Below are 18,233 nucleotides of genomic sequence, written 5' to 3' on the forward strand. Positions count from 1 at the left end.
GGGCCCCTCGGTCCCCCGGTCCCCGCGTTCCCCGTGGTCCCTCGTCGGACCGGGCGTCAGTATCCCCGCGGGGCGCCCGGCCGTTCAACGGTCCGGTTCCGCCCGCGTGCCCCACGGCGACTCCTCCGGCACGCGTAAGGGCCGTACCCCGCCGGGGGTACGGCCCTCGCACCGCTCGTCGAGCGGAAGTGTCTAGCGGACCTCGGTGATCTCCGGTCCCCGCTGGAGCTGGCCCATGCCGCCGGAGAAGCGCGAGCCCTCCTCCTGCTGGACGCCCTCGGGAACCATCTGGGCGTCGTTCGGCAGCTTCAGGACGATCGGGTCGCGGGGCGCCATCGGGCCCTCGCCGCGGACCACGACCGTGTCCCGGAAGATCTGCTCCAGCAGACCGGCGGCCTGCGGCTGGACGGCGCCCTGGCCGGAGATCACACCGCGCAGGAACCAGCGCGGGCCGTCCACACCGACGAACCGCACGACCTGGAAGCCGCCGGTGCCGTCCGGCAGCTGTACCGGCACCTGGGCGCGCAGTTCCCAGCCCAGCGGACCCTCGACCTCGTCGACGATGCCGCCCTGCTGGGTGATGCCGCCCGCGATCTCCTCGCGGACCTCGCCCCAGATGCCCTCACGCTTGGGTGCGGCGAAGGCCTGCAGCTGGACGGCGCTGTCGCGCAGCACGACGGTCGCCGCGACGATCGCGTCACCGGCCACCTCGACCCGCAGCTCCATGCCGTCGACGCCCGGCACGAACAGACCGCCGAGGTCGACACGCCCCTCGCCCGGGTCGCGCACCTCGCTGCTGTCCCACGGCCCGTCGGGCCTGGGCTCGGGCTCCAGCCGGACGCGCTCGCGCTCGGCCTCCACCTCGTCCGCCTCGGTGTCGACGCTGTCGACGACCTGCTCGGCCTCGCCGGCCGCGTCCTCGGCGGCACCCTTCTTGTTGCGACGTCCGAACACGTCACTGTCCTTCCCGGTCGGATACGACCGAAGCGTATCGATTCCCACCCGTCGGACCGCCATCGGCGGCCCGACCGCTTGTGCCGCTCTCGTCGCCCACCGCGGCATGGCCACCGGTGGACCCGAAGCCCCCTTCGGCCCGCGCGGAGTCGGGAAGCTCCGCGACCTCCCGGAAGCGGACCCTCTCGACCTGCTGGACGACCAGTTGGGCAATCCGGTCGAAGCGCTCGAACCGCACGGACTCGCGCGGGTCGAGATTCACCACGATCACCTTGATCTCCCCACGGTACCCGGCATCAACCGTCCCCGGGGCATTCACCAGGGCGACACCGCAGCGGGCGGCCAGCCCGGACCGCGGGTGCACGAAGGCCGCGTACCCCTCGGGGAGGGCGATCGACACTCCCGTGGGCAGTACGGCCCGCTCGCCGGGCGCCAGTTCGCACGCCTCGGTGGTGCGCAGATCGGCCCCGGCGTCGCCCGGGTGCTCGTACGCCGGGAGCGGTACGTCCGCGTCGACGCGGCGGATCAGCACGTTCAGGGGGGCCCGGGCACCGGGTGCCGTGCCGGCGTCGTGCGTCACGGGTTCACCTCGAAGGCGCGGGCGCGCCGTACCTGGTCGGGGTCGCTCATGGCCGCCTTGATCTCCTCGGCGCGGCCGTGGTCGATGAAGTGGTCGACCTTCACCTCGATGAAGAGGGCGTCGGCGCGCACGGCGACGGGGCCCTCGGGGCCGCCGATCCGACCGGTGGCGGTGGAGTAGATCTTCCGCCCGGCCACGGCGGTGACCTCCGCCTCCAGGTGCAGCGTGGTGCCCACCGGGACCGGCCGCGCGAAGTCCGTCTCCAGCCGGCCGGTGACGGCGATGGTGCGCAACAGCCAGTTCAGCGAGCCGAGGGTCTCGTCGAGGGCGGTGGCCAGCACCCCGCCGTGCGCGAGGCCGGGGGCGCCCTGGTGGGCGGGCTGGACGGTGAACTCGGCGGTCAGCGAGACGCCCTCGCCGGCGCGTGCCTCCAGGTGCAGCCCGTGCGGCTGCTCGTGCCCACATCCGAAACAGTGTTCGTAGTGGGCGCCGAGAAGCTCGCCGGGGGCGGGAGCGTCGGGGTGCCGTACGGGTTTCACCGCGTCGGCGGGAGGCTGAAGAGCTGCGGAACTACCACTCACGTCCGCAGACCTTACCCGCGCGTCGGCGGGTTGCGGATACCGTGCCAAGCTTGGCTCCATGCAGCACTCCGCCACCCCCTACGAAGAACGCCTCACCGCCCCCCGCTCGTGGTGGCTGATCAGTCTCCTCGTGGGCGTCTCGTTCGCCCTGATCCTGCTCCCCTTCGGCACGCTGCCGCTGCTCGGCGGCCTGGTGGGCGGCACGGCCGCGGCCGCGGTGGTGGCCAGCGCCTACGGCTCCCCACGCATCCGGGTCGTGGGTGACTCCCTGATCGCGGGCGAGGCACGGATCCCGGTCTCGGCGCTGGGCGAGTCGGAGGTGCTGGACGCGGAGGAGGCGCGCGCCTGGCGCACCTACAAGGCCGACACCCGCGCCTTCCTGCTGCTGCGCGCCTACATCCCCGGGGCACTGCGGGTGGAGGTCACCGACCCGGAGGACCCGACGCCGTACCTGTACCTGTCGACGCGGGAGCCGGAGCGGCTGGCGGCGGCGATCGAGGCGGCCCGCAGCGAGCAGGCGGCCTAGGGCCGGTCGCGGTCGACCGGGGCCGGGGCGGGTCGACCTCGGGGCGGACCGCGGCGAGGTGGACCCGGTCGGCCGACCTAGGGGCTGTCGGGAAAGTGGCCTCGTCGCCCGGAGGGCGGCCGCGTGCCGGGCGTCGCACGGCAGAGGACCACTTTCGCGACAGGCCCTCAGGGCCTGTCGCCGTCGGGGCCGGTCTCCCCGGTGGGGCGGTCGCCCAGCACCTCGGGAAGGTCGGCCAGGTTCAGCGGGTGCTCGGGACGCTCCAGCGCCGGGAGCGCCGGCAGCTCGTCCCACGGCACCTGGACCTTGCGCAGATCCGCCCGGATCCGCGCGGCGAGCTTCTTGGTGTCCCGGCGGTTCATGGCCGCGCCCACCGCGGCGCCCACCATGAACGGCATCAGGTTGGGCAGGTCCCTGACCATCCGCTTCATGATCTGCTGCCGCAGTTCGCGTTTCATCTGGCCGCCGAGGGCCGCGTCGACGGTCGACGGTCTCATCACGTTGATCCCGCGCTCCCCCGACCAGGAGGACAGATACGCGGTGCTGCGGACCTTCAGGTTCCCCTGCGGGCGTACGCCGTACACCTCGTGCAGTTCGGCGATCAGCTTCAGCTCGATCGCCGCCACGCCGGTGATCTCCGCGGCCAGCTCGGTCGGCATCGCCGGCGGGACCGGCAGCATCGCCGCGGCGCCGATCCCGGCCCCGACGGTCGAGGTCCCGGCCGCCGCGCCCGCGACGAGCTTGTCGGCGAGTTGCTCGGGTCCCAGGCCCGGGAACTGTCTGCGCAGGGTCGCGAGGTCGCGTACGGGGATACGCGGGGCGATCTCGATGATGCGGTCCGCGAGGTGGGACAGCCCCGCCCGAGCCCGGCTGCCGCCCTTACGGGCGCCTTCCCGGGCCAGTTGCCGGGCCTTGTCCCGGACCACCGCGACCCGTCGCCGGGCGACGGGCGCGGGCTGTGCGTCCGGCGCCGGCTGGTCGTGGCCGGACGCCGGCTCGAGCGAGGCTCCCGCTTCGGGTGAGCCCCGCTCGTCGTCACGCGCGCGGTGCGGGCCGTCGTACGGCCCCTTGTCCGCTCCCCGTCTGGAGAAGCGGCGCTTCCGTGGAGGGGTCGAGCCAGTCACGGCCGACCCGTCCTCAGTCGCAGTCGCGGCAGATCGGCTGACCGTTCTTCTCCCTGGCCAGCTGGCTGCGGTGATGCACCAGGAAGCAGCTCATGCAGGTGAACTCGTCCTGCTGCTTGGGCAGCACACGGACGGCCAGCTCCTCGTTCGAGAGGTCGGCGCCCGGGAGTTCGAGGCCTTCCGCGGCCTCGAACTCGTCGACGTCCACCGCTGAGGTGGACTTGTCGTTCCGGCGGGCCTTCAACTCTTCAAGGCTGTCCGAGTCGACGTCGTCGTCGGTCTTGCGTGGAGTGTCGTAATCGGTTGCCATGTCGCTCTCCCCCTCTGGGTGTCTGCGGTGTCTCCAGCGCACGTAACGCGTGAGAGGCCGGACTTGTGCCCGACCTGAGGCGGAGATTTTGCCTCACATCAAGGTCTGTTACTCAATCGACACCCGACCCGATCTCCCGAGAGTGATCGGCTTGGATGGCGGTGTGGACCGTACACGGTTCGAATGCCGCACCTCAAAGGCGCCTCACCGTGTACTTCCCGTGATCAAGAGCCCTGAAAACAGGGATTTTCCCGGCTTTGCGGCCCTGACATGATCACGGAGAGTGCATGGCCGGAAATCCGCCCATGTGATTGATCACACAGATGGAACCCCGAACGGCGGTCAGAAAATTCCGCGCAAAGCGAACATCTTCCGCGAGTGTCGGACCGGGGTCACAACGGCATGGTGACACGCATCACCAGACCCCCGCCCTCACGGGGCCGCGCGACGATGTGGCCGCCGTGTGCGCGGGCCACGGACCGCACGATGGACAGGCCGAGGCCGACGCCCTTGTCGCTGCCCGTGCGCTCCGTGCGGAGCCGCCTGAAGGGCTCGAAGAGGTTGTCGATCTCGTACGCCGGTACCACCGGGCCGGTGTTCGACACCGTGAGCACCGCCTGCCCGTGCTCGACCTGGGTGTCGACCTCGACCCAGCCGTCATCGGGCACGTTGTAGCGCACCGCGTTCTGCACCAGGTTCAGCGCGATCCGCTCCAGCAGCACTCCGTTGCCCTGCACCACGGCGGACTTGCGCTCGCCGCGGATCTTGACGCCCTTGGCCTCCGCCTCCGCGTGCACCTGGTCGATGGCCTGGCCGGCCACCTCCGCCAGGTCGACCGGCTTGCGCTCGACGATCTGGTTGTCGCTGCGGGCGAGCAGCAGCAGCCCCTCCACCAGCTGCTCGCTGCGCTCGTTGGTGGCCAGCAGCGTCTTGCCCAGCTGTTGCAGCTCGACCGGGGCGCCCGGATCGGACAGGTGCACCTCCAGCAGCGTGCGGTTGATCGCGAGCGGGGTGCGCAGCTCGTGGGAGGCGTTGCCGACGAAGCGCTGCTGGGCGGTGAAGGCCCGCTGCAGGCGCTCCAGCATGTCGTCGAAGGTGTCCGCCAGCTCCTTGAGCTCGTCGTCAGGACCGTCCAGCTCGATCCGGCGGGACAGGTCCGAGCCGGCCACCGCGCGCGCGGTGCGGGTGATCCGGCCGAGCGGCGAGAGCACGCGGCCGGCCATCGCGTAGCCGAACGCGAAGGCGATCACGGCGAGGCCCAGCAGGGCCAGCAGCGAGCGGCTGAGCAGGTCGTCGAGTGCCGTCTGGCGCTGCTGGTCCATGCAGTGCGCGATGGCGTCCCTGAAGTCCTGCAGCGGCAGGCTGTTGGTGTTGATCGCCGGGCAGTTGTCGCTGGACACCTGGAGCTTCTGGAAGCTGACGATCTTGAACAGCGGCTGGTTGCCGCTGCTGATCGCCTGCGCGGCCAGCAGATAGATGATCGACAGCAGCAGGATGCCGGCGATCAGGAACATACCGCCGTAGAGCAGCGTGAGCCGTATGCGGATGGTCGGGCGCAGCCACGGGAAGGGCGGCTGCGGCCTCCTGGGGTCCCAGGTGGGTTTCGGGGGCGCCTGGGGCGGCGCGGGTGTCGCGGCCACGGCGGATCAGATCCGGTATCCGGAGCCGGGCACCGTGACGATCACGGGCGGCTCGCCGAGCTTGCGGCGCAGCGTCATGACGGTCACGCGCACGACGTTGGTGAACGGGTCGGTGTTCTCGTCCCAGGCCTTCTCCAGGAGCTGCTCGGCCGAGACGACCGCGCCCTCGCTGCGCATCAGGACCTCGAGGACGGCGAACTCCTTGGGCGCGAGCTGCACCTCCTTGCCGTCGCGGAAGACCTCGCGGCGGTTGGGGTCGAGCTTGATGCCCGCGCGCTCCAGGACCGGCGGCAGGGGCACGCTGGTGCGGCGCCCCAGGGCCCGCACGCGCGCGATCAGCTCGCTGAACGCGAACGGCTTGGGAAGGTAGTCGTCGGCGCCGATCTCCAGGCCCTCGACGCGGTCGCTGACGTCGCCGGAGGCGGTGAGCATGAGCACGCGCGTGGGCATGCCCAGCTCCACGATCTTGCGGCAGACGTCGTCGCCGTGCACGAGCGGGAGGTCGCGGTCGAGGACGACCACGTCGTAGTCGTTGACGCCGATGCGTTCGAGGGCGGCCGCACCGTCGTACACGACGTCGACGGCCATGGCCTCCCGGCGCAGTCCGGTGGCCACCGCATCGGCGAGCAGTTGCTCGTCCTCGACGACGAGTACGCGCACGTCGCTTGTCCTTCCTGTGTCCACCCGCGCTGCGCGCCGTGGGCGCGCGCGGGCAGGGGTGTCCGTGGGATGTGACCTCCATCCTGCCCTTTTCGGCCATAAGTCGGCTGTAAGGCGGGGTTCGGGCGGCAGACATCCGGTCACGGGCCCGGGAATGCGGGACTTTTTCGAGCGGTTGAGGTTTCCGCGGAAGGGACCGGGGGGAGGACGGCTTTACACCCCGCGATCACGCTCTGCACGTGCCGCAACACCATGCGGTACATCGCGCTCCGCTTCCGCAGAGCGGGCGCGGGTGTCCGGCACCGTCGCCGCCCGGCCGGGCTGCGCTGGGCACCTGCGTAAGACGTGATCGCCCCTCCCGAACGGCACACCCCCGTGCCACCCGACCCACGACCCAGGACGAGGGGGCGCAGCATGGACGCATTCACCGCAGGGCTTCTCCAGCGCATAAAGGCGACCGAGTCCGACCTGTCGCGGGCTCGTGACGAGGGCGACGACTTCCTCGTGGAGGTGGAGCAGGCAGAGCTTGACGACCTGCGCCGCCTCGCCGCCGAACACGGTGTGGAAGTCGGCGCGTCACGCGTCTGACCGGCTGAGCGCACGAGCGGGGCCCCCGGCGAATCCAGCGCCGGGGGTCCCGCTTTTGCGTGTGCCCCCGAGCGGGTCAGTCGTGCCAGGCCCCGAAGTCCTCCAGCAGCCGCTGGAGGGGCTCGAACACGCCGGGAGTGCCCGCCACCGTCAGGTCGCGTCCCGGGCGCTCTCCGGGCCTTCCACCGGTCAGGGCGCCGGCCTCGCGGGCGATCAGGTCGCCCGCCGCGACGTCCCAGGCGTTGAGTCCTCGCTCGTAGTAGCCGTCGAGGCGGCCGCAGGCCACGTCGCACAGGTCGACGGCGGCCGAGCCGCTGCGCCGGATGTCGCGCAGCAGCGGGATGAGCCGGCCGGCCACCTCGGCCTGGTGGGCGCGGACCGCGGCGACGTAGTTGAAGCCGGTGGAGACCAGCGCCTGGTCCAGCGGGGGCGCGGGGCGGCAGGACAGCGCGCGCTCGCCCTCCCAGGCGCCGGTCGCGCGGGCGCCGCCGCCGCGTACCGCGTGGTAGGTCTCGCCGCGCATCGGGGCCGCGACGACCCCGACGACGGTCTCGCCGTCCTGTTCGGCCGCGATGGACACCGCCCAGGTCGGCAGCCCGTACAGGTAGTTCACGGTGCCGTCGAGCGGGTCGATCACCCAGCGGACGCCGCTCGTGCCCGCCACGGAGGCGCCCTCCTCGCCGAGGAAACCGTCGTCGGGGCGGCGCCCGGAGATCAGATCGGTGATCAGCTTCTCGGCGGCGATGTCCATCTCGGTGACGACGTCGATGGGGCTCGACTTCGTGCGGGCCACCGCGAGGTCGGCGGGGCGGCCGTCGCGCAGCAGCTCACCGGCCCGGGCGGCGGCCTCCAGGGCCAGGTCGAGCAGTTCCCGGTGCGGGGCGGCGTCGGTCACGGGGCTCCTCACGCGTAGGGGCTGTCGGCGCCCGCGGCCGCGGGGCGGGGGGCACGGGCGGGGCAGCAGCCGACCGGGCAGAGGTCGTGGCTAGCGCCGAGGGCGCCCAGGGCGCAGCGGGTGACCTCCTGGCCGCGCTCCGCGCCGGCCCGCTCCAGGATCAGGTCGCGGACGGCGGCGGCGAACCGCGGGTCGGCGCCCACGGTGGCCGAGCGGCGCACGGGCAGGCCGAGCTCCTCCGCCTTGGCCGTGGCCTCGGTGTCGAGGTCGTAGAGGACCTCCATGTGGTCGGAGACGAAGCCGATCGGGGCCATGACGACGGCCGGGACGCCGGCGGCGTGCCGCTCCTGGAGGTGGTCGCAGATGTCCGGCTCGAGCCAGGGGATGTGCGGGGCGCCGGAGCGGGACTGGTAGACGAGCTGCCAGGGGTGGTCGACCCCGGTGCGCTCACGGACCGCTTCGGCGATCAGCCGGGCCACCTCCAGGTGCTGCCCGACGTAGGCGCCGCCGTCGCCGTGGGCCTCGGCCGGGCCGGAGGTGTCGGCCGCTGAGGTCGGGATGGAGTGGGTGGTGAAGGCGATGTGGGCGCCGTCGCGGACCTCCTCGGGGAGGTCGGCGAGCGAGCGCAGCACGCCTTCGATCATGGGCTCGACGAAGCCGGGGTGGTTGAAGTAGTGCCGCAGTTTGTCGACCCTCGGCGGCTGGAGGCCCTCCGCCTCGAGGGCGGCCAGCGCGTCGGCGAGGTTCTCGCGGTACTGGCGGCAGCCGGAGTAGGAGGCGTAGGCGCTGGTGGCGAGCACCAGGACGCGGCGGCGGCCGTCGGCGGTCATCTCGCGCAGGGTGTCCGTCAGGTACGGCGCCCAGTTGCGGTTGCCCCAGTAGACCGGCAGGTCGAGACCGTGCCCGGCGAAGTCCTCGCGCAGCGCGGCCAGCAGGGCGCGGTTCTGGTCGTTGATGGGGCTGACCCCGCCGAACAGGAAGTAGTGCTGTCCGACTTCCTTCAGGCGTTCCTTCGGGATGCCACGGCCGCGGGTGACGTTCTCCAGGAACGGGACCACGTCATCCGGGCCCTCGGGGCCGCCGAAGGAGAGCAGGAGCAGGGCGTCGTAGGGGCTGGCATCGAGCGCGTCTGGCATGTCTTGATCCTCCCATCCGGCACCGACAGCGGGGACACGGTGCGGTGGAGAGTCGGGTTGCGGCCGGTTCGGCGGGAATTCTCCCGCCGTCGCCACCGGTGCAATTAGGGTCACCTAACTCGTAAGCTGTATCAGCCGCAGTCGCGCCTTACTGATCCTTCCCGGAGACCACGTGCCCAGCCCCTACCGCGCCCTGTTCGCCGAGCCCGGCACCAAGAGCTTCTCCGCAGCGGGCTTCCTCGGCCGCATGCCGCTGTCGATGATGGGCATCGGCGTGGTCACGATGGTCTCCCAGCTCACCGGGCGCTACGGCCTCGCGGGCGCGCTGTCGGCCACCATCGCCCTGTCCGCCGCCGTGATCGGCCCGCAGATCTCCCGGCTGGTCGACCGGCACGGGCAGCGGCGGGTGCTGCGCCCCGCGACCCTGGCGGCGCTGACGGCCGCGGCCGGGCTGCTGCTGGCCGCGCACTTCAGGTGGCCGGACTGGGTGCTGTTCGTGTGCGCCGCCGGCATCGGCTCGGTGCCGAGCCTGGGCGCGATGATCCGGGCCCGCTGGGCCGCCCTGTACCGGGGCACGCCGAAACTGCACACCGCCTACTCGTTCGAGTCGGTGGTCGACGAGGCCTGCTTCATCTTCGGGCCGATCATCTCCATCGGCCTGTGCACGGCCTGGTTCCCGGAGGCGGGCCCCCTGCTGGCCGCCGGCTTCCTGGCCGCCGGTGTCTTCTGGCTGACCGCCCAGCGGGCCACCGAGCCGGAGCCGCACCCGGGCGAGCACCACGCCGGCGGCAGCGCGCTGCGCTCGGCCCCGCTCCAGGTGCTGGTGCTCACCTTCGTGGCGACGGGGACGATCTTCGGGTCCGTCGACGTGGTCACGGTGGCCTTCGCCGACGAGCGCGGCCACAAGGGCGCCGCGAGCGTCGTGCTGGCGCTGTACGCGGCCGGCTCCTGCCTGGCGGGCGCGGTCTTCGGGCTGATGCGGTTCGCCGGGGCGCCGGAACGCCGCTGGCTGCTGGGCGTGGCGGCGACGGCCGTGAGTATGATCCCCCTCCTACTGGTCGGAAACCTGCCGCTTCTGGCCGTGGCGCTGTTCGTTGCGGGGCTGTCCATCGCGCCGACGATGATCACGACGATGTCCCTCATCGAAGAGCACGTACCTCGCGCGAAGCTCACCGAAGGCATGACCTGGGTGAGCACCGGCCTCGCGGTCGGCGTCGCGCTCGGCTCCTCCGTGGCCGGCTGGGTGATCGACGCAGCCGGCGCGCGGGCCGGGTACGGGGTCCCGGCCGTGTCCGGGGCCGTCGCGGTCGTGGTCGGTTTCCTCGGGTTCCGCCGGCTGCGCAGGCCGGCCGCGGGGCGGGGAGGCACCGTTGAGCACCACAGTGAGCGCGAAGAACGGCACCTGGCGTAACTGGGGCGGCAACGTCACCGCCCGTCCCGCCCGGCAGGTCGAACCGGCCTCGGTGGAGGAGCTGGTGGCCGCGGTGCGCCGAGCCGCCGAGGACGGCCTGAAGGTGAAGGCGGTCGGCACCGGGCACTCCTTCACGTCCATCGCCGCCACCGACGGCGTGCTGATCCGCCCGCAGCTGCTGGCCGGCATCCGCGGCATCGACCGGGACGCCATGACCGTGACGGTCGAGGCCGGCACCCCGCTCAAGAGGCTCAACGCCGCGCTGGCGCGCGAGGGCCTGTCGCTCACCAACATGGGCGACATCATGGAGCAGACCGTCTCGGGCGCCGTCAGCACGGGCACGCACGGCACCGGCCGCGAGTCCGGCTCGATCGCCGCCCAGATCAGGGGACTCGAACTCGTCACGGCGGACGGCTCGGTGCTGACCTGCTCCGAGAAGGAGAACCCGGAGGTCTTCGCGGCCGCCCGCATCGGCCTGGGGGCGCTCGGCATCGTCACCGCGATCACCTTCGCCGTGGAGCCCCTCTTCCTGCTCAACGCCCGCGAGGAGCCGATGGCCTTCGACCGGGTGCTGGCCGAGTTCGACCAACTGTGGGCCGAGAACGAGCACTTCGAGTTCTACTGGTTCCCGCACACCGGCAACACGAACACCAAGCGGAACAACCGCAGCGCGGGCCCGGAGCAGCCGGTGGGGCGGCTGGCCGGGTGGCTCGAGGACGAGTTCCTCTCCAACGGCGTCTTCCAGGTGGCCCAGTGGGTGGGCCGCGGGGCGCCCGCGGCCGTCCCGGCCATCGCCCGGATATCCAGCAAGGCCCTGTCGCCGCGGACGTACACGGACATCCCCTACAAGGTGTTCACCTCGCCGCGCCGGGTGCGCTTCGTGGAGATGGAGTACGCCGTCCCGCGCGCGGCCCTCGCCGACACGCTGCGCGAGCTGAGGACCATGGTCGACCGCTCCGGGCTGCGCGTCAGCTTCCCGGTGGAGGTGCGCACCGCCCCCGCCGACGACATCACCCTGTCCACGGCCTCCGGGCGCGACAGCGCGTACATCGCCGTCCACATGTTCCGGGGCACGCCGTACCACGCCTACTTCACGGCGGCCGAGCGCATCTTCACGGCGCACGAGGGCCGGCCGCACTGGGGCAAGGTGCACACCCGGGACGCGGAGTACTTCTCCCGGGTGTATCCGCGCTTCGGCGAGTTCACGGCGCTGCGGGACCGGCTGGACCCGGAACGCCTGTTCCAGAACGACTACTTGCGGAGGGTCCTGGGGGCGTAGTGGCCGCCGTGGACCCGCTCGGCGCGGGTGCCGGGTCGCCGCCCGGGCTCGCCGATCCGGTCGGCGCGGGCGTCGCGGGCGTCGCGTTCGAGTCCGCGCCGCCGCCCGCGGTGCCCGCGGAGGGCGCGCCCGAGGGCGACCCGCCGGACCCGGCCGACCCGTCGGATCCGGCGGCTCCTTCCGAAGTGCCGGACGTGGGCGACTCGGCGGACGGCGCGGAGGCGGGTGCCGAGGGCCGGGCGGCCGGCCCGGTCCCGCCGGTCTTCGGCGCGGACCGGCCGCGGTCGCCGACCGCGTCGCTGACCGTGGTGCCCCTGCCGCCGCTGAAGCTGTTGCCGGACACCAGCTCGTACGTCGTGATGCCGGCCATGGTGACCGCGAAGACGACGGCGGCCGCGACGACCGGGCGCCGCCAGGTCCGCGTCCGGGCCCGGTACACGGTCCCCTCGGTGAACCCGCCCGGAGCGGGTGTCCCTTCCAGCCGGGGGCGGACGGACGGTTTCCCTTCTCTCAGCTGTTCACCCGTACGACGGAAGAAATGCTGGAAGAGGGTGCCGCCGCAGGTGGCGACCACACTGACCACCCCGGCGCCGAGGATCGTGCCGTACACCCCGAAGTACGAGGCCAGTTTGGCCGCCACGACCGCCGCGAGGGCGCTGCCGGCGACCTGGGGAACGCTCAGGTCGATCCGCTTGCGACCCGCATCGGGCGTTTCACGCATACCCGGAACTTGCCTCCCTTTCCCGCACTTGAACGACTTGATGGATCGTCTGCACGAGAAAGGGACGCGCGAACGAAACCATTAGTTCCGTTTCTGGGGATTGCGTGAAGTTCGCCACCTTCATGATCGCCGAAACCGGTTGCGGGCGGCCAAGTCACGTCCCTTGCGAGAAGTTGGACGGCGTGCCCATCCACGCACATGGTCCAAATGGAGTACTGTTGCGAGCCCTGGGTCCGGTCCCCCACCAGGGTGTCCGCGGCCTCGCAGGACCGCCGGGAGGGGGCTAGTTGCACAGGGTGACGGAGTTTGTCACTTAGCGTTGCGAACAGGTAACCGTGCCATAACGGCGATCCAGGGCCCGTGCCCGACACGCCGGGCAACTCGGCAAGGTTGTGGCAGGCTGCACCCGGGCAGGCCACACTCGACTAGCGGAAGCAGCGACGCACGTGACGTCGGCAGGCACCACCCGGGAGGTCCCCATGCCCGAACTGCGTGTCGTGGCCGTCTCGAATGACGGCACACGGCTGGTGCTGAAGGCTGCCGACTCTACGGAGTACACGCTTCCGATCGACGAGCGGCTGCGCGCCGCCGTCCGCGGCGACCGGCCCCGCCTCGGCCAGATCGAGATCGAGGTGGAGAGCCATCTCCGCCCCCGGGACATCCAGGCGCGTATACGAGCCGGTGCCACCGCGGAAGAGGTCGCCCAGCTCGCCGGCATCCCCGTCGACCGGGTACGGCGCTTCGAGGGTCCGGTGCTGGCCGAGCGCGCCTTCATGGCCGAGCGCGCCCGCAAGACCCCGGTCCGCCGCCCCGGTGAGAACTCGGGTCCGCTGCTCGGCGAGGCCGTCCAGGAACGGCTGCTGCTGCGCGGCGCCGAGAAGGACACCGTGCAGTGGGACTCCTGGCGCCGCGACGACGGCACCTGGGAGGTCCTCCTCGTCTACCTGGTAGCCGGCGAGCCGCACTCGGCGAGCTGGACTTACGACCCGCCCCGGCGGCTCGTCCAGGCCGTGGACGACGAGGCCCGCTCACTGATCGGCGAGTCCGACGACCTCGCGGTGGCGGAGCCGAGCTTCCCGTTCGTGCCGCGCATCGCCCGGCTGCCGCGCGACCGTCCGCTGGACCGCACGCTCGACCGCGTCGACCGGGAGCGGCCGAGCCTGCCGGCGCAGGCGTCCGAGCCCGCCGAGGAGAGCACCGGCGAACGCGACTCGCTGACCAGCCTGCTGGAGGCGGTGCCGAGCTTCCGGGGCGACCTGGTCGTACCGGAACGGCCCGCGGAGGTGACGGACGAGCCCGTCGAGGAGCCCGAGGCGGAGGAGCCGCCGGCGCCCGCGGCCTCGGCCGGCTCGGCCTACGCGGACGTCCTCATGCCGCGCTCCGTCGGCAGCCACCGCGACCGGCTCATCGGGTCCACCGACCGGCAGGCCGAGGCCGACGGCGTCCGCCCGGGCCGCCGTGCGGCGGTCCCGAGCTGGGACGAGATCGTGTTCGGCACGCGGCGCAAGAAGCAGGAGTAAACCGGACGTACGTCCGTCTGAAAGTGACGGGTGAAGTGGAAGTGGGGGTACGCGCGCGTGCCCCCACTTCGCCGTGCCTACTGCGGGTCGGGCCCCACCGCGACCGGACGGGTCGGATCCGCCGACCACTCCGACCAGGAGCCCACGTAGAGCGCCGCCGGAACGCCCGCCACCGCCAGGGCCAGCACCTCGTGGGCGGCCGAGACACCCGAGCCGCAGTAGACACCCACCGGCGCCTCCTCGGACACGCCCAGGGCCTTGAAGCGGTCGCGCAGGTCGGCCGCGGGCAGGAAACGGCCGTCCGGGCCCACGTTCTCGGTCGTCGGCGCCGACACCGCGCCCGGGATGTGCCCGCCGACCCGGTCGATCGGCTCCACCTCACCGCGGTACCGCTCCCCCGCACGGGCGTCGAGCAGCACACCCGAGCGGGCCAGGGCGGCGGCCGCGTCCGCGTCCAGCAACCCGGCCGCGGCGGGGGCCGGTTCGAAGTCGCCCTCGGCCGGGGCGGCCGGCTCCGTCGACAACTCACCCCGCCAGGACGGCAACCCGCCGTCGAGGACCCGCACGTCCGGGTGACCCGTCCAGCGCAGCAGCCACCACGCGCGCGCCGCCGCCCAGCCCTGTCCGCCGTCGTAGACGACGACCGGCCGGTCCGACGACACGCCCGCGCGGCGCATGGCCGCGCCGAACTCCGCGAGATCGGGCAGGGGATGTCGGCCGTGCTCCCCGGCGGCGGAGGCCAGCTCCCGGTCCAGGTCGACGAAGACCGCGCCGGGAAGATGCCCGGCCGCGTACTCGGCCCGGCCGTCGAAGGCGGGGGCGCCCGCCGCCTTCGCCACGCTCAACTGCCAGCGGACGTCCAGCAGGACCGGCGGGGCCTGTCCGGCCAGGTCCTCGGCGAGTTCGGTTGCGGTGATGATGGCTGTCATGACATCCATCCTTACGCCAGGGGTGGCCGCGGCGTCCAGGTACGGCTACTCTGCTCGGCCGGACAGGCTCGATCACCAGGCGTACGGGATCGGGCACACGCTGTACAACTGTCGAACACCCGTCGGCCATCGTCGTGAAGCGGCGAAAGACGGCCGATCGGGCATCCTTCCGAAGAGGGCACCGGGCGATCGGCGCGACCCGGCGAGCAGCACCTCGGGGGATGTGGGTACCGGCACGGGCGAGCACGCGCAGCGGCACGCACCGTCCGGGAGCGGATGCGACACGGCCACCGCGAGGGGCCGGGGAGAGAGTGATCGATGACCGAGGCACGGGAGCCGGCCGGTCCACGCGCGCGTCGCGCGCCCGGCACACCCTGCTGGGTGAGCCTGATGGTGCACGAACTGGCCGCGACCGAGGAGTTCTACGGGGCCCTGTTCGGCTGGGAGTTCCGGCCGGGACCGCAGCAGCTCGGCCCGTATGTGCGGGCGTTGCTGGACGGGCGGGATGTGGCGGGCATCGGCCGGCTGACGCCGGACCAGCGACTGCCGGTCGCCTGGACCCCCTACTTCGCCTCGGACGACGTGGACCGGACGGCCGACCAGGTCCGGCTGTGCGGCGGCACGGTGGCGGTAGGGCCGCTGGACGCGGCCGAGGCCGGGCGGATGGCCATCGCCTCCGACACCTCCGGCGCGGTGTTCGGCATCTGGCAGGGGGCGCCCCACCTCGGCGCGACGCTCAGCGGCGTCCCGGGCACGCCCGCCTGGAACGAACTGCTGACCTTCGAGACCGAGAGCGTCGCCAAGTTCTACGAGACGGTGTTCGGGTACGAGGAGGAGCCGGTGGTGTCCACCGACTTCGACCACGTGGTCCTGGACCTCGGCGGCCGCCCGGTGGCCGGTCTGCACGGCGTGGGACACGCGCTGCCGCGCGACCGTGGTTCGCACTGGCTCACCTACTTCGAGGTCGCCGACGTCGACGAGACCCTGCGCCAGGTCACGGAGCTGGGCGGCCGGGTGCTCGGCCCGGCCCACGACAGCGAGCACGGCCGGGTCGCCGCGGTCGCGGACCCGGAGGGGGCGGTGTTCTCGGTGATCGAGAATCCGCACTGAGCCGCATCCCTACTCGTCGGCCAATGCCACCTTCGCTCCCTCGCCGTCCCAGCCGACTGAGGTGCGCCAGATGACCTCGACCGGGAAGACCTCGCTCATGGCCTCGGCCGACCATGCCTCCGCCGGCGGCTCGGAGAGAACGCGGTAGAGGTGGTCGGCCTTCGCCGGCAGGGTGTGATCGATCTCGAGAAGACGGGCCGCCCCGGCACGGAGGTCGGTGTGCGCGAAAGCCCCTGACCGGTCCGGCAGCTGACATCCACCAGCGCGGAGCTTCGGGCTGCAGGTCGGCTCGCAGAAGAGCCGCCATCAATTCGAAACGCATCGATGACTTCCGGAAGGCGGGCTGTTGATGCAGGAGCTGGGCCCGACCGGCTCCAGAGTGCCGGTCGGAACCGTCGCCAAGGCCGTGCCGTTCGTAGGTGTCTTCATCGGTGCCGGCGTGAACAGCGCGGTCCTCGGCAGGGTGGCCGCCGACGCCCAGCGGTACTGCCAGACCCGCTTCCTGTGCGACAAGTACGGGATGCCGCTGCCGACCGCGCCGGCGACCGACCGGGACGACGACCTCCAGACCGACGCCACGTGAGTTGAGGTCGCTTGGTCCACGATGCGCCGTCCGCGGAATAGCCGCGAGGCCGCTCCGTGTTGCCGCGACCATGACGACGAACGCGCCGCGGCCCGAGGTACTGCGCTACACCGCCTTCTCCAGTGACCCCGCCGGCGGGAATCCCGCCGGTGTCGTGCTGGAGGCCACCGGACTAGACGACGACGACATGCTGGCCATCGCCGCCGAGCTCGGGTACTCGGAGTCCGCGTTCCTGACCGCGCCCCCGGAAGGTCTCGGCGGCCGGGAGGGGCGGGCGTACGGCATCCGCTACTTCAGTCCCAAGGCCGAGGTGCCCTTCTGCGGGCACGCCACCGTGGCGACCGCTCTCGCGCTCGCCGAGCGGATCGGTCCCGGGGAGCTGGTGTTCGCTACGCGCGCGGGAACCGTGCCGGTGGAGGTGACCGAGGAAGGCGGGACGGTCAGGGCCACGCTCACCAGCGTCGAGCCGCGCGTCGAGGAGGTCGCCGACGCCGACCTCGCGGAGGCGCTCGCCGCGCTGGACTGGCCGGCCGCCGACCTCGACCCGGCCTTCCCGCCCCGCGTCGCGTTCGCCGGCGCCCGCCATCTCGTCCTCGCGGCGGCGACCCGTGCCCGCCTCGCGGACCTCGCGTACGACTTCACGCGCCTCGAAGCCCTGATGCACCGCTTGGACCTGACCACGGTCCAGTTGGTGTGGCGGGAGTCGGCCGCCGTCTTCCACGTCCGTGACCCGTTCCCCGTCGGCGGCGTCGTCGAGGACCCGGCGACCGGCGCGGCGGCCGCCGCGTTCGGTGCGTACGCCCGTGAGCTGGGCCTGGTTCCCGAGGACGCCGTCCTCACCCTGCACCAGGGCGAGGACCTGGGCCGTCCCGGCGAGCTGACCGTGACGCTGCGCGCGGGCGACCCGCGCGTCCGGGTCGGCGGCGCGGGAGCCCGCATCGGCTGAAGCGTCGGCGCCGCGCCCCCGCGGACGGTCTTCGAGCGCCGGCCGGTGGGCTCGGCGCCGAACGGCTGCGGCTCCCGACCGGGGTCAGGCCGTGGTGATGGGCAGCACGTCCGGGGACAGGGCCGCGGCGCGGGACGTCGCGGCGGTCATCCGGCGGCGGTGGTGGCGGCGGCACAGGACCTCGTAGCCGACCTCGCCCGCGGCCTGGTTGACGTCGCCGACGACCACCTGGGCGCCCTCGACGACCATCTGCCCGCCGACCGTGCGGGCGTTGTGCGTGGCCCGGGCGCCGCACCAGCACAGCGCCTCGACCTGGAGGACCTCGATGCGGTCGGCCAGCTCCACCAGCCGCTGGGAACCTGGGAAGAGCTTGGAGCGGAAGTCGGTGGTGATCCCGAAGGCGTACACGTCCATGCCGAGGTCGTCCACCACGCGCGCGAGCTGGTCGATCTGCTCCGGCGCGAGGAACTGCGCCTCGTCCGCGATCACGTAGTCCGCGCGGCCGCCCTGGGAGAGGTGGTCGACGACGTAGGCGTACAGGTCCTGGCCGTCCTCGACCTCCACGGCGTCGGTGACCAGGCCGAGGCGGGAGGACAGCTTGCCCTCGCCGGCCCGGTCGTCCCGGGTGAAGATCATGCCGACGAGGCCACGTGCGGAGCGGTTGTGCTCGATCTGCAGAGCCAGGGTCGACTTCCCGCAGTCCATCGTTCCGGAGAAGAACACCAGCTCGGGCATGAGGG

General features: G+C 72.5%; 20 protein-coding genes. 8 read left to right on the top strand and 12 right to left on the bottom strand.

Annotated elements, in window-relative coordinates; translation table 11 throughout:
- Positions 1–192: 192 nt before the first annotated feature.
- The 3 genes from V7E45_RS15660 to V7E45_RS15670 are packed head-to-tail and all read right to left on the bottom strand — an operon-like array spanning position 193 to position 2,115.
- On the bottom strand, positions 193–954 hold the full coding sequence (locus V7E45_RS15660; protein ID WP_333774770.1) for a DUF3710 domain-containing protein: 762 nt from the start codon (positions 952–954) through the stop codon (positions 193–195).
- A 1-nt stretch (position 955) separates the two neighbouring features.
- On the bottom strand, positions 956–1,534 hold the full coding sequence (gene dut / locus V7E45_RS15665; RefSeq protein WP_333774771.1) for a dUTP diphosphatase: 579 nt from the start codon (positions 1,532–1,534) through the stop codon (positions 956–958).
- Entirely contained in the window at positions 1,531–2,115 is a 585-nt protein-coding gene (locus tag V7E45_RS15670; RefSeq protein WP_333774772.1) for a PaaI family thioesterase, read from the bottom strand. The genes dut and V7E45_RS15670 overlap by 4 nt, the downstream gene beginning before the upstream one ends.
- 58 nt (positions 2,116–2,173) lie before the next feature.
- Here V7E45_RS15670 and V7E45_RS15675 point away from each other — a divergent pair, with 58 nt between their 5' ends.
- Positions 2,174–2,641: a DUF3093 domain-containing protein gene (locus tag V7E45_RS15675; RefSeq protein ID WP_333774773.1), complete on the top strand. Its 468-nt coding sequence runs from the start codon at positions 2,174–2,176 to the stop codon at positions 2,639–2,641.
- A 167-nt stretch (positions 2,642–2,808) separates the two neighbouring features.
- Here V7E45_RS15675 and V7E45_RS15680 read toward each other — a convergent pair whose 3' ends face one another.
- The 4 genes from V7E45_RS15680 to V7E45_RS15695 all read right to left on the bottom strand — a co-directional run bounded on the left by V7E45_RS15680 (position 2,809) and on the right by V7E45_RS15695 (position 6,375).
- Positions 2,809–3,765 carry a hypothetical protein gene (locus V7E45_RS15680; protein ID WP_333774774.1) on the bottom strand — a complete coding sequence of 319 codons (957 nt, stop codon included), beginning with the start codon at positions 3,763–3,765 and terminating at the stop codon, positions 2,809–2,811.
- 13 nt (positions 3,766–3,778) lie between these two features.
- Positions 3,779–4,075: a DUF4193 domain-containing protein gene (locus tag V7E45_RS15685; RefSeq protein ID WP_005481602.1), complete on the bottom strand. Its 297-nt coding sequence runs from the start codon at positions 4,073–4,075 to the stop codon at positions 3,779–3,781.
- A 392-nt stretch (positions 4,076–4,467) separates the two neighbouring features.
- Complete coding sequence (locus V7E45_RS15690; RefSeq protein ID WP_333774775.1) at positions 4,468–5,715, bottom strand: sensor histidine kinase; 1,248 nt, start codon at positions 5,713–5,715, stop codon at positions 4,468–4,470.
- Positions 5,716–5,721: 6 nt separating this feature from the next.
- Positions 5,722–6,375 (bottom strand): response regulator transcription factor, encoded by a 654-nt coding sequence (locus tag V7E45_RS15695; protein ID WP_003993508.1) that lies wholly within the window; start codon positions 6,373–6,375, stop codon positions 5,722–5,724.
- Between the two features lie 414 nt (positions 6,376–6,789).
- Here V7E45_RS15695 and V7E45_RS15700 point away from each other — a divergent pair, with 414 nt between their 5' ends.
- The gene (locus V7E45_RS15700) at positions 6,790–6,963 is read left to right on the top strand and encodes a hypothetical protein (protein WP_167381439.1); all 174 of its coding nucleotides are present in this window, start codon (positions 6,790–6,792) and stop codon (positions 6,961–6,963) included.
- Positions 6,964–7,039: 76 nt separating this feature from the next.
- Here V7E45_RS15700 and V7E45_RS15705 read toward each other — a convergent pair whose 3' ends face one another.
- Both V7E45_RS15705 and V7E45_RS15710 read right to left on the bottom strand, forming a co-directional pair.
- Positions 7,040–7,858, bottom strand: coding sequence for an inositol monophosphatase family protein (locus V7E45_RS15705; RefSeq protein WP_333774776.1), 819 nt, complete (start codon positions 7,856–7,858; stop codon positions 7,040–7,042).
- 8 nt (positions 7,859–7,866) lie between these two features.
- Positions 7,867–8,994, bottom strand: coding sequence for a ferrochelatase (locus V7E45_RS15710; RefSeq protein ID WP_333774777.1), 1,128 nt, complete (start codon positions 8,992–8,994; stop codon positions 7,867–7,869).
- Positions 8,995–9,166: 172 nt separating this feature from the next.
- Here V7E45_RS15710 and V7E45_RS15715 point away from each other — a divergent pair, with 172 nt between their 5' ends.
- Together V7E45_RS15715 and V7E45_RS15720 are read left to right on the top strand one after the other, a co-directional pair.
- Positions 9,167–10,405 carry an MFS transporter gene (locus tag V7E45_RS15715; RefSeq protein WP_333774778.1) on the top strand — a complete coding sequence of 413 codons (1,239 nt, stop codon included), beginning with the start codon at positions 9,167–9,169 and terminating at the stop codon, positions 10,403–10,405.
- Positions 10,365–11,684: a D-arabinono-1,4-lactone oxidase gene (locus V7E45_RS15720; RefSeq protein WP_333774779.1), complete on the top strand. Its 1,320-nt coding sequence runs from the start codon at positions 10,365–10,367 to the stop codon at positions 11,682–11,684. The genes V7E45_RS15715 and V7E45_RS15720 overlap by 41 nt, the downstream gene beginning before the upstream one ends.
- On the opposite strand, the gene V7E45_RS15725 is transcribed toward V7E45_RS15720, so the two are convergent.
- Positions 11,608–12,405, bottom strand: a complete 798-nt coding sequence (locus V7E45_RS15725) for a hypothetical protein (RefSeq protein ID WP_333774780.1) — start codon at positions 12,403–12,405, stop codon at positions 11,608–11,610. The two genes, V7E45_RS15720 and V7E45_RS15725, sit on opposite strands and share 77 nt — an antisense overlap.
- 479 nt (positions 12,406–12,884) lie before the next feature.
- Here V7E45_RS15725 and sepH point away from each other — a divergent pair, with 479 nt between their 5' ends.
- Positions 12,885–13,925, top strand: a complete 1,041-nt coding sequence (gene sepH / locus V7E45_RS15730; RefSeq protein ID WP_333774781.1) for a septation protein SepH — start codon at positions 12,885–12,887, stop codon at positions 13,923–13,925.
- Positions 13,926–14,002: 77 nt separating this feature from the next.
- Here sepH and V7E45_RS15735 read toward each other — a convergent pair whose 3' ends face one another.
- The gene (locus V7E45_RS15735; protein WP_333774782.1) at positions 14,003–14,854 is read right to left on the bottom strand and encodes a sulfurtransferase; all 852 of its coding nucleotides are present in this window, start codon (positions 14,852–14,854) and stop codon (positions 14,003–14,005) included.
- 318 nt (positions 14,855–15,172) lie between these two features.
- On the opposite strand from V7E45_RS15735, the gene V7E45_RS15740 reads away from it, so the two are divergent.
- The 3 genes from V7E45_RS15740 to V7E45_RS15750 all read left to right on the top strand — a co-directional run bounded on the left by V7E45_RS15740 (position 15,173) and on the right by V7E45_RS15750 (position 17,493).
- Entirely contained in the window at positions 15,173–15,964 is a 792-nt protein-coding gene (locus V7E45_RS15740; protein ID WP_333774783.1) for a VOC family protein, read from the top strand.
- Between the two features lie 349 nt (positions 15,965–16,313).
- Complete coding sequence (locus V7E45_RS15745; protein WP_333774784.1) at positions 16,314–16,547, top strand: hypothetical protein; 234 nt, start codon at positions 16,314–16,316, stop codon at positions 16,545–16,547.
- 70 nt (positions 16,548–16,617) lie between these two features.
- Positions 16,618–17,493: a PhzF family phenazine biosynthesis protein gene (locus V7E45_RS15750; protein ID WP_333774785.1), complete on the top strand. Its 876-nt coding sequence runs from the start codon at positions 16,618–16,620 to the stop codon at positions 17,491–17,493.
- Positions 17,494–17,577: 84 nt separating this feature from the next.
- Here V7E45_RS15750 and V7E45_RS15755 read toward each other — a convergent pair whose 3' ends face one another.
- Positions 17,578–18,228, bottom strand: a complete 651-nt coding sequence (locus V7E45_RS15755; RefSeq protein WP_333774786.1) for a thymidine kinase — start codon at positions 18,226–18,228, stop codon at positions 17,578–17,580.
- Positions 18,229–18,233: the final 5 nt, after the last annotated feature.

Origin of the sequence: Streptomyces sp. IBSBF 3136, from assembly GCF_036815105.1 — a bacterium.
In the GTDB taxonomy this organism is placed as follows: domain Bacteria; phylum Actinomycetota; class Actinomycetes; order Streptomycetales; family Streptomycetaceae; genus Streptomyces.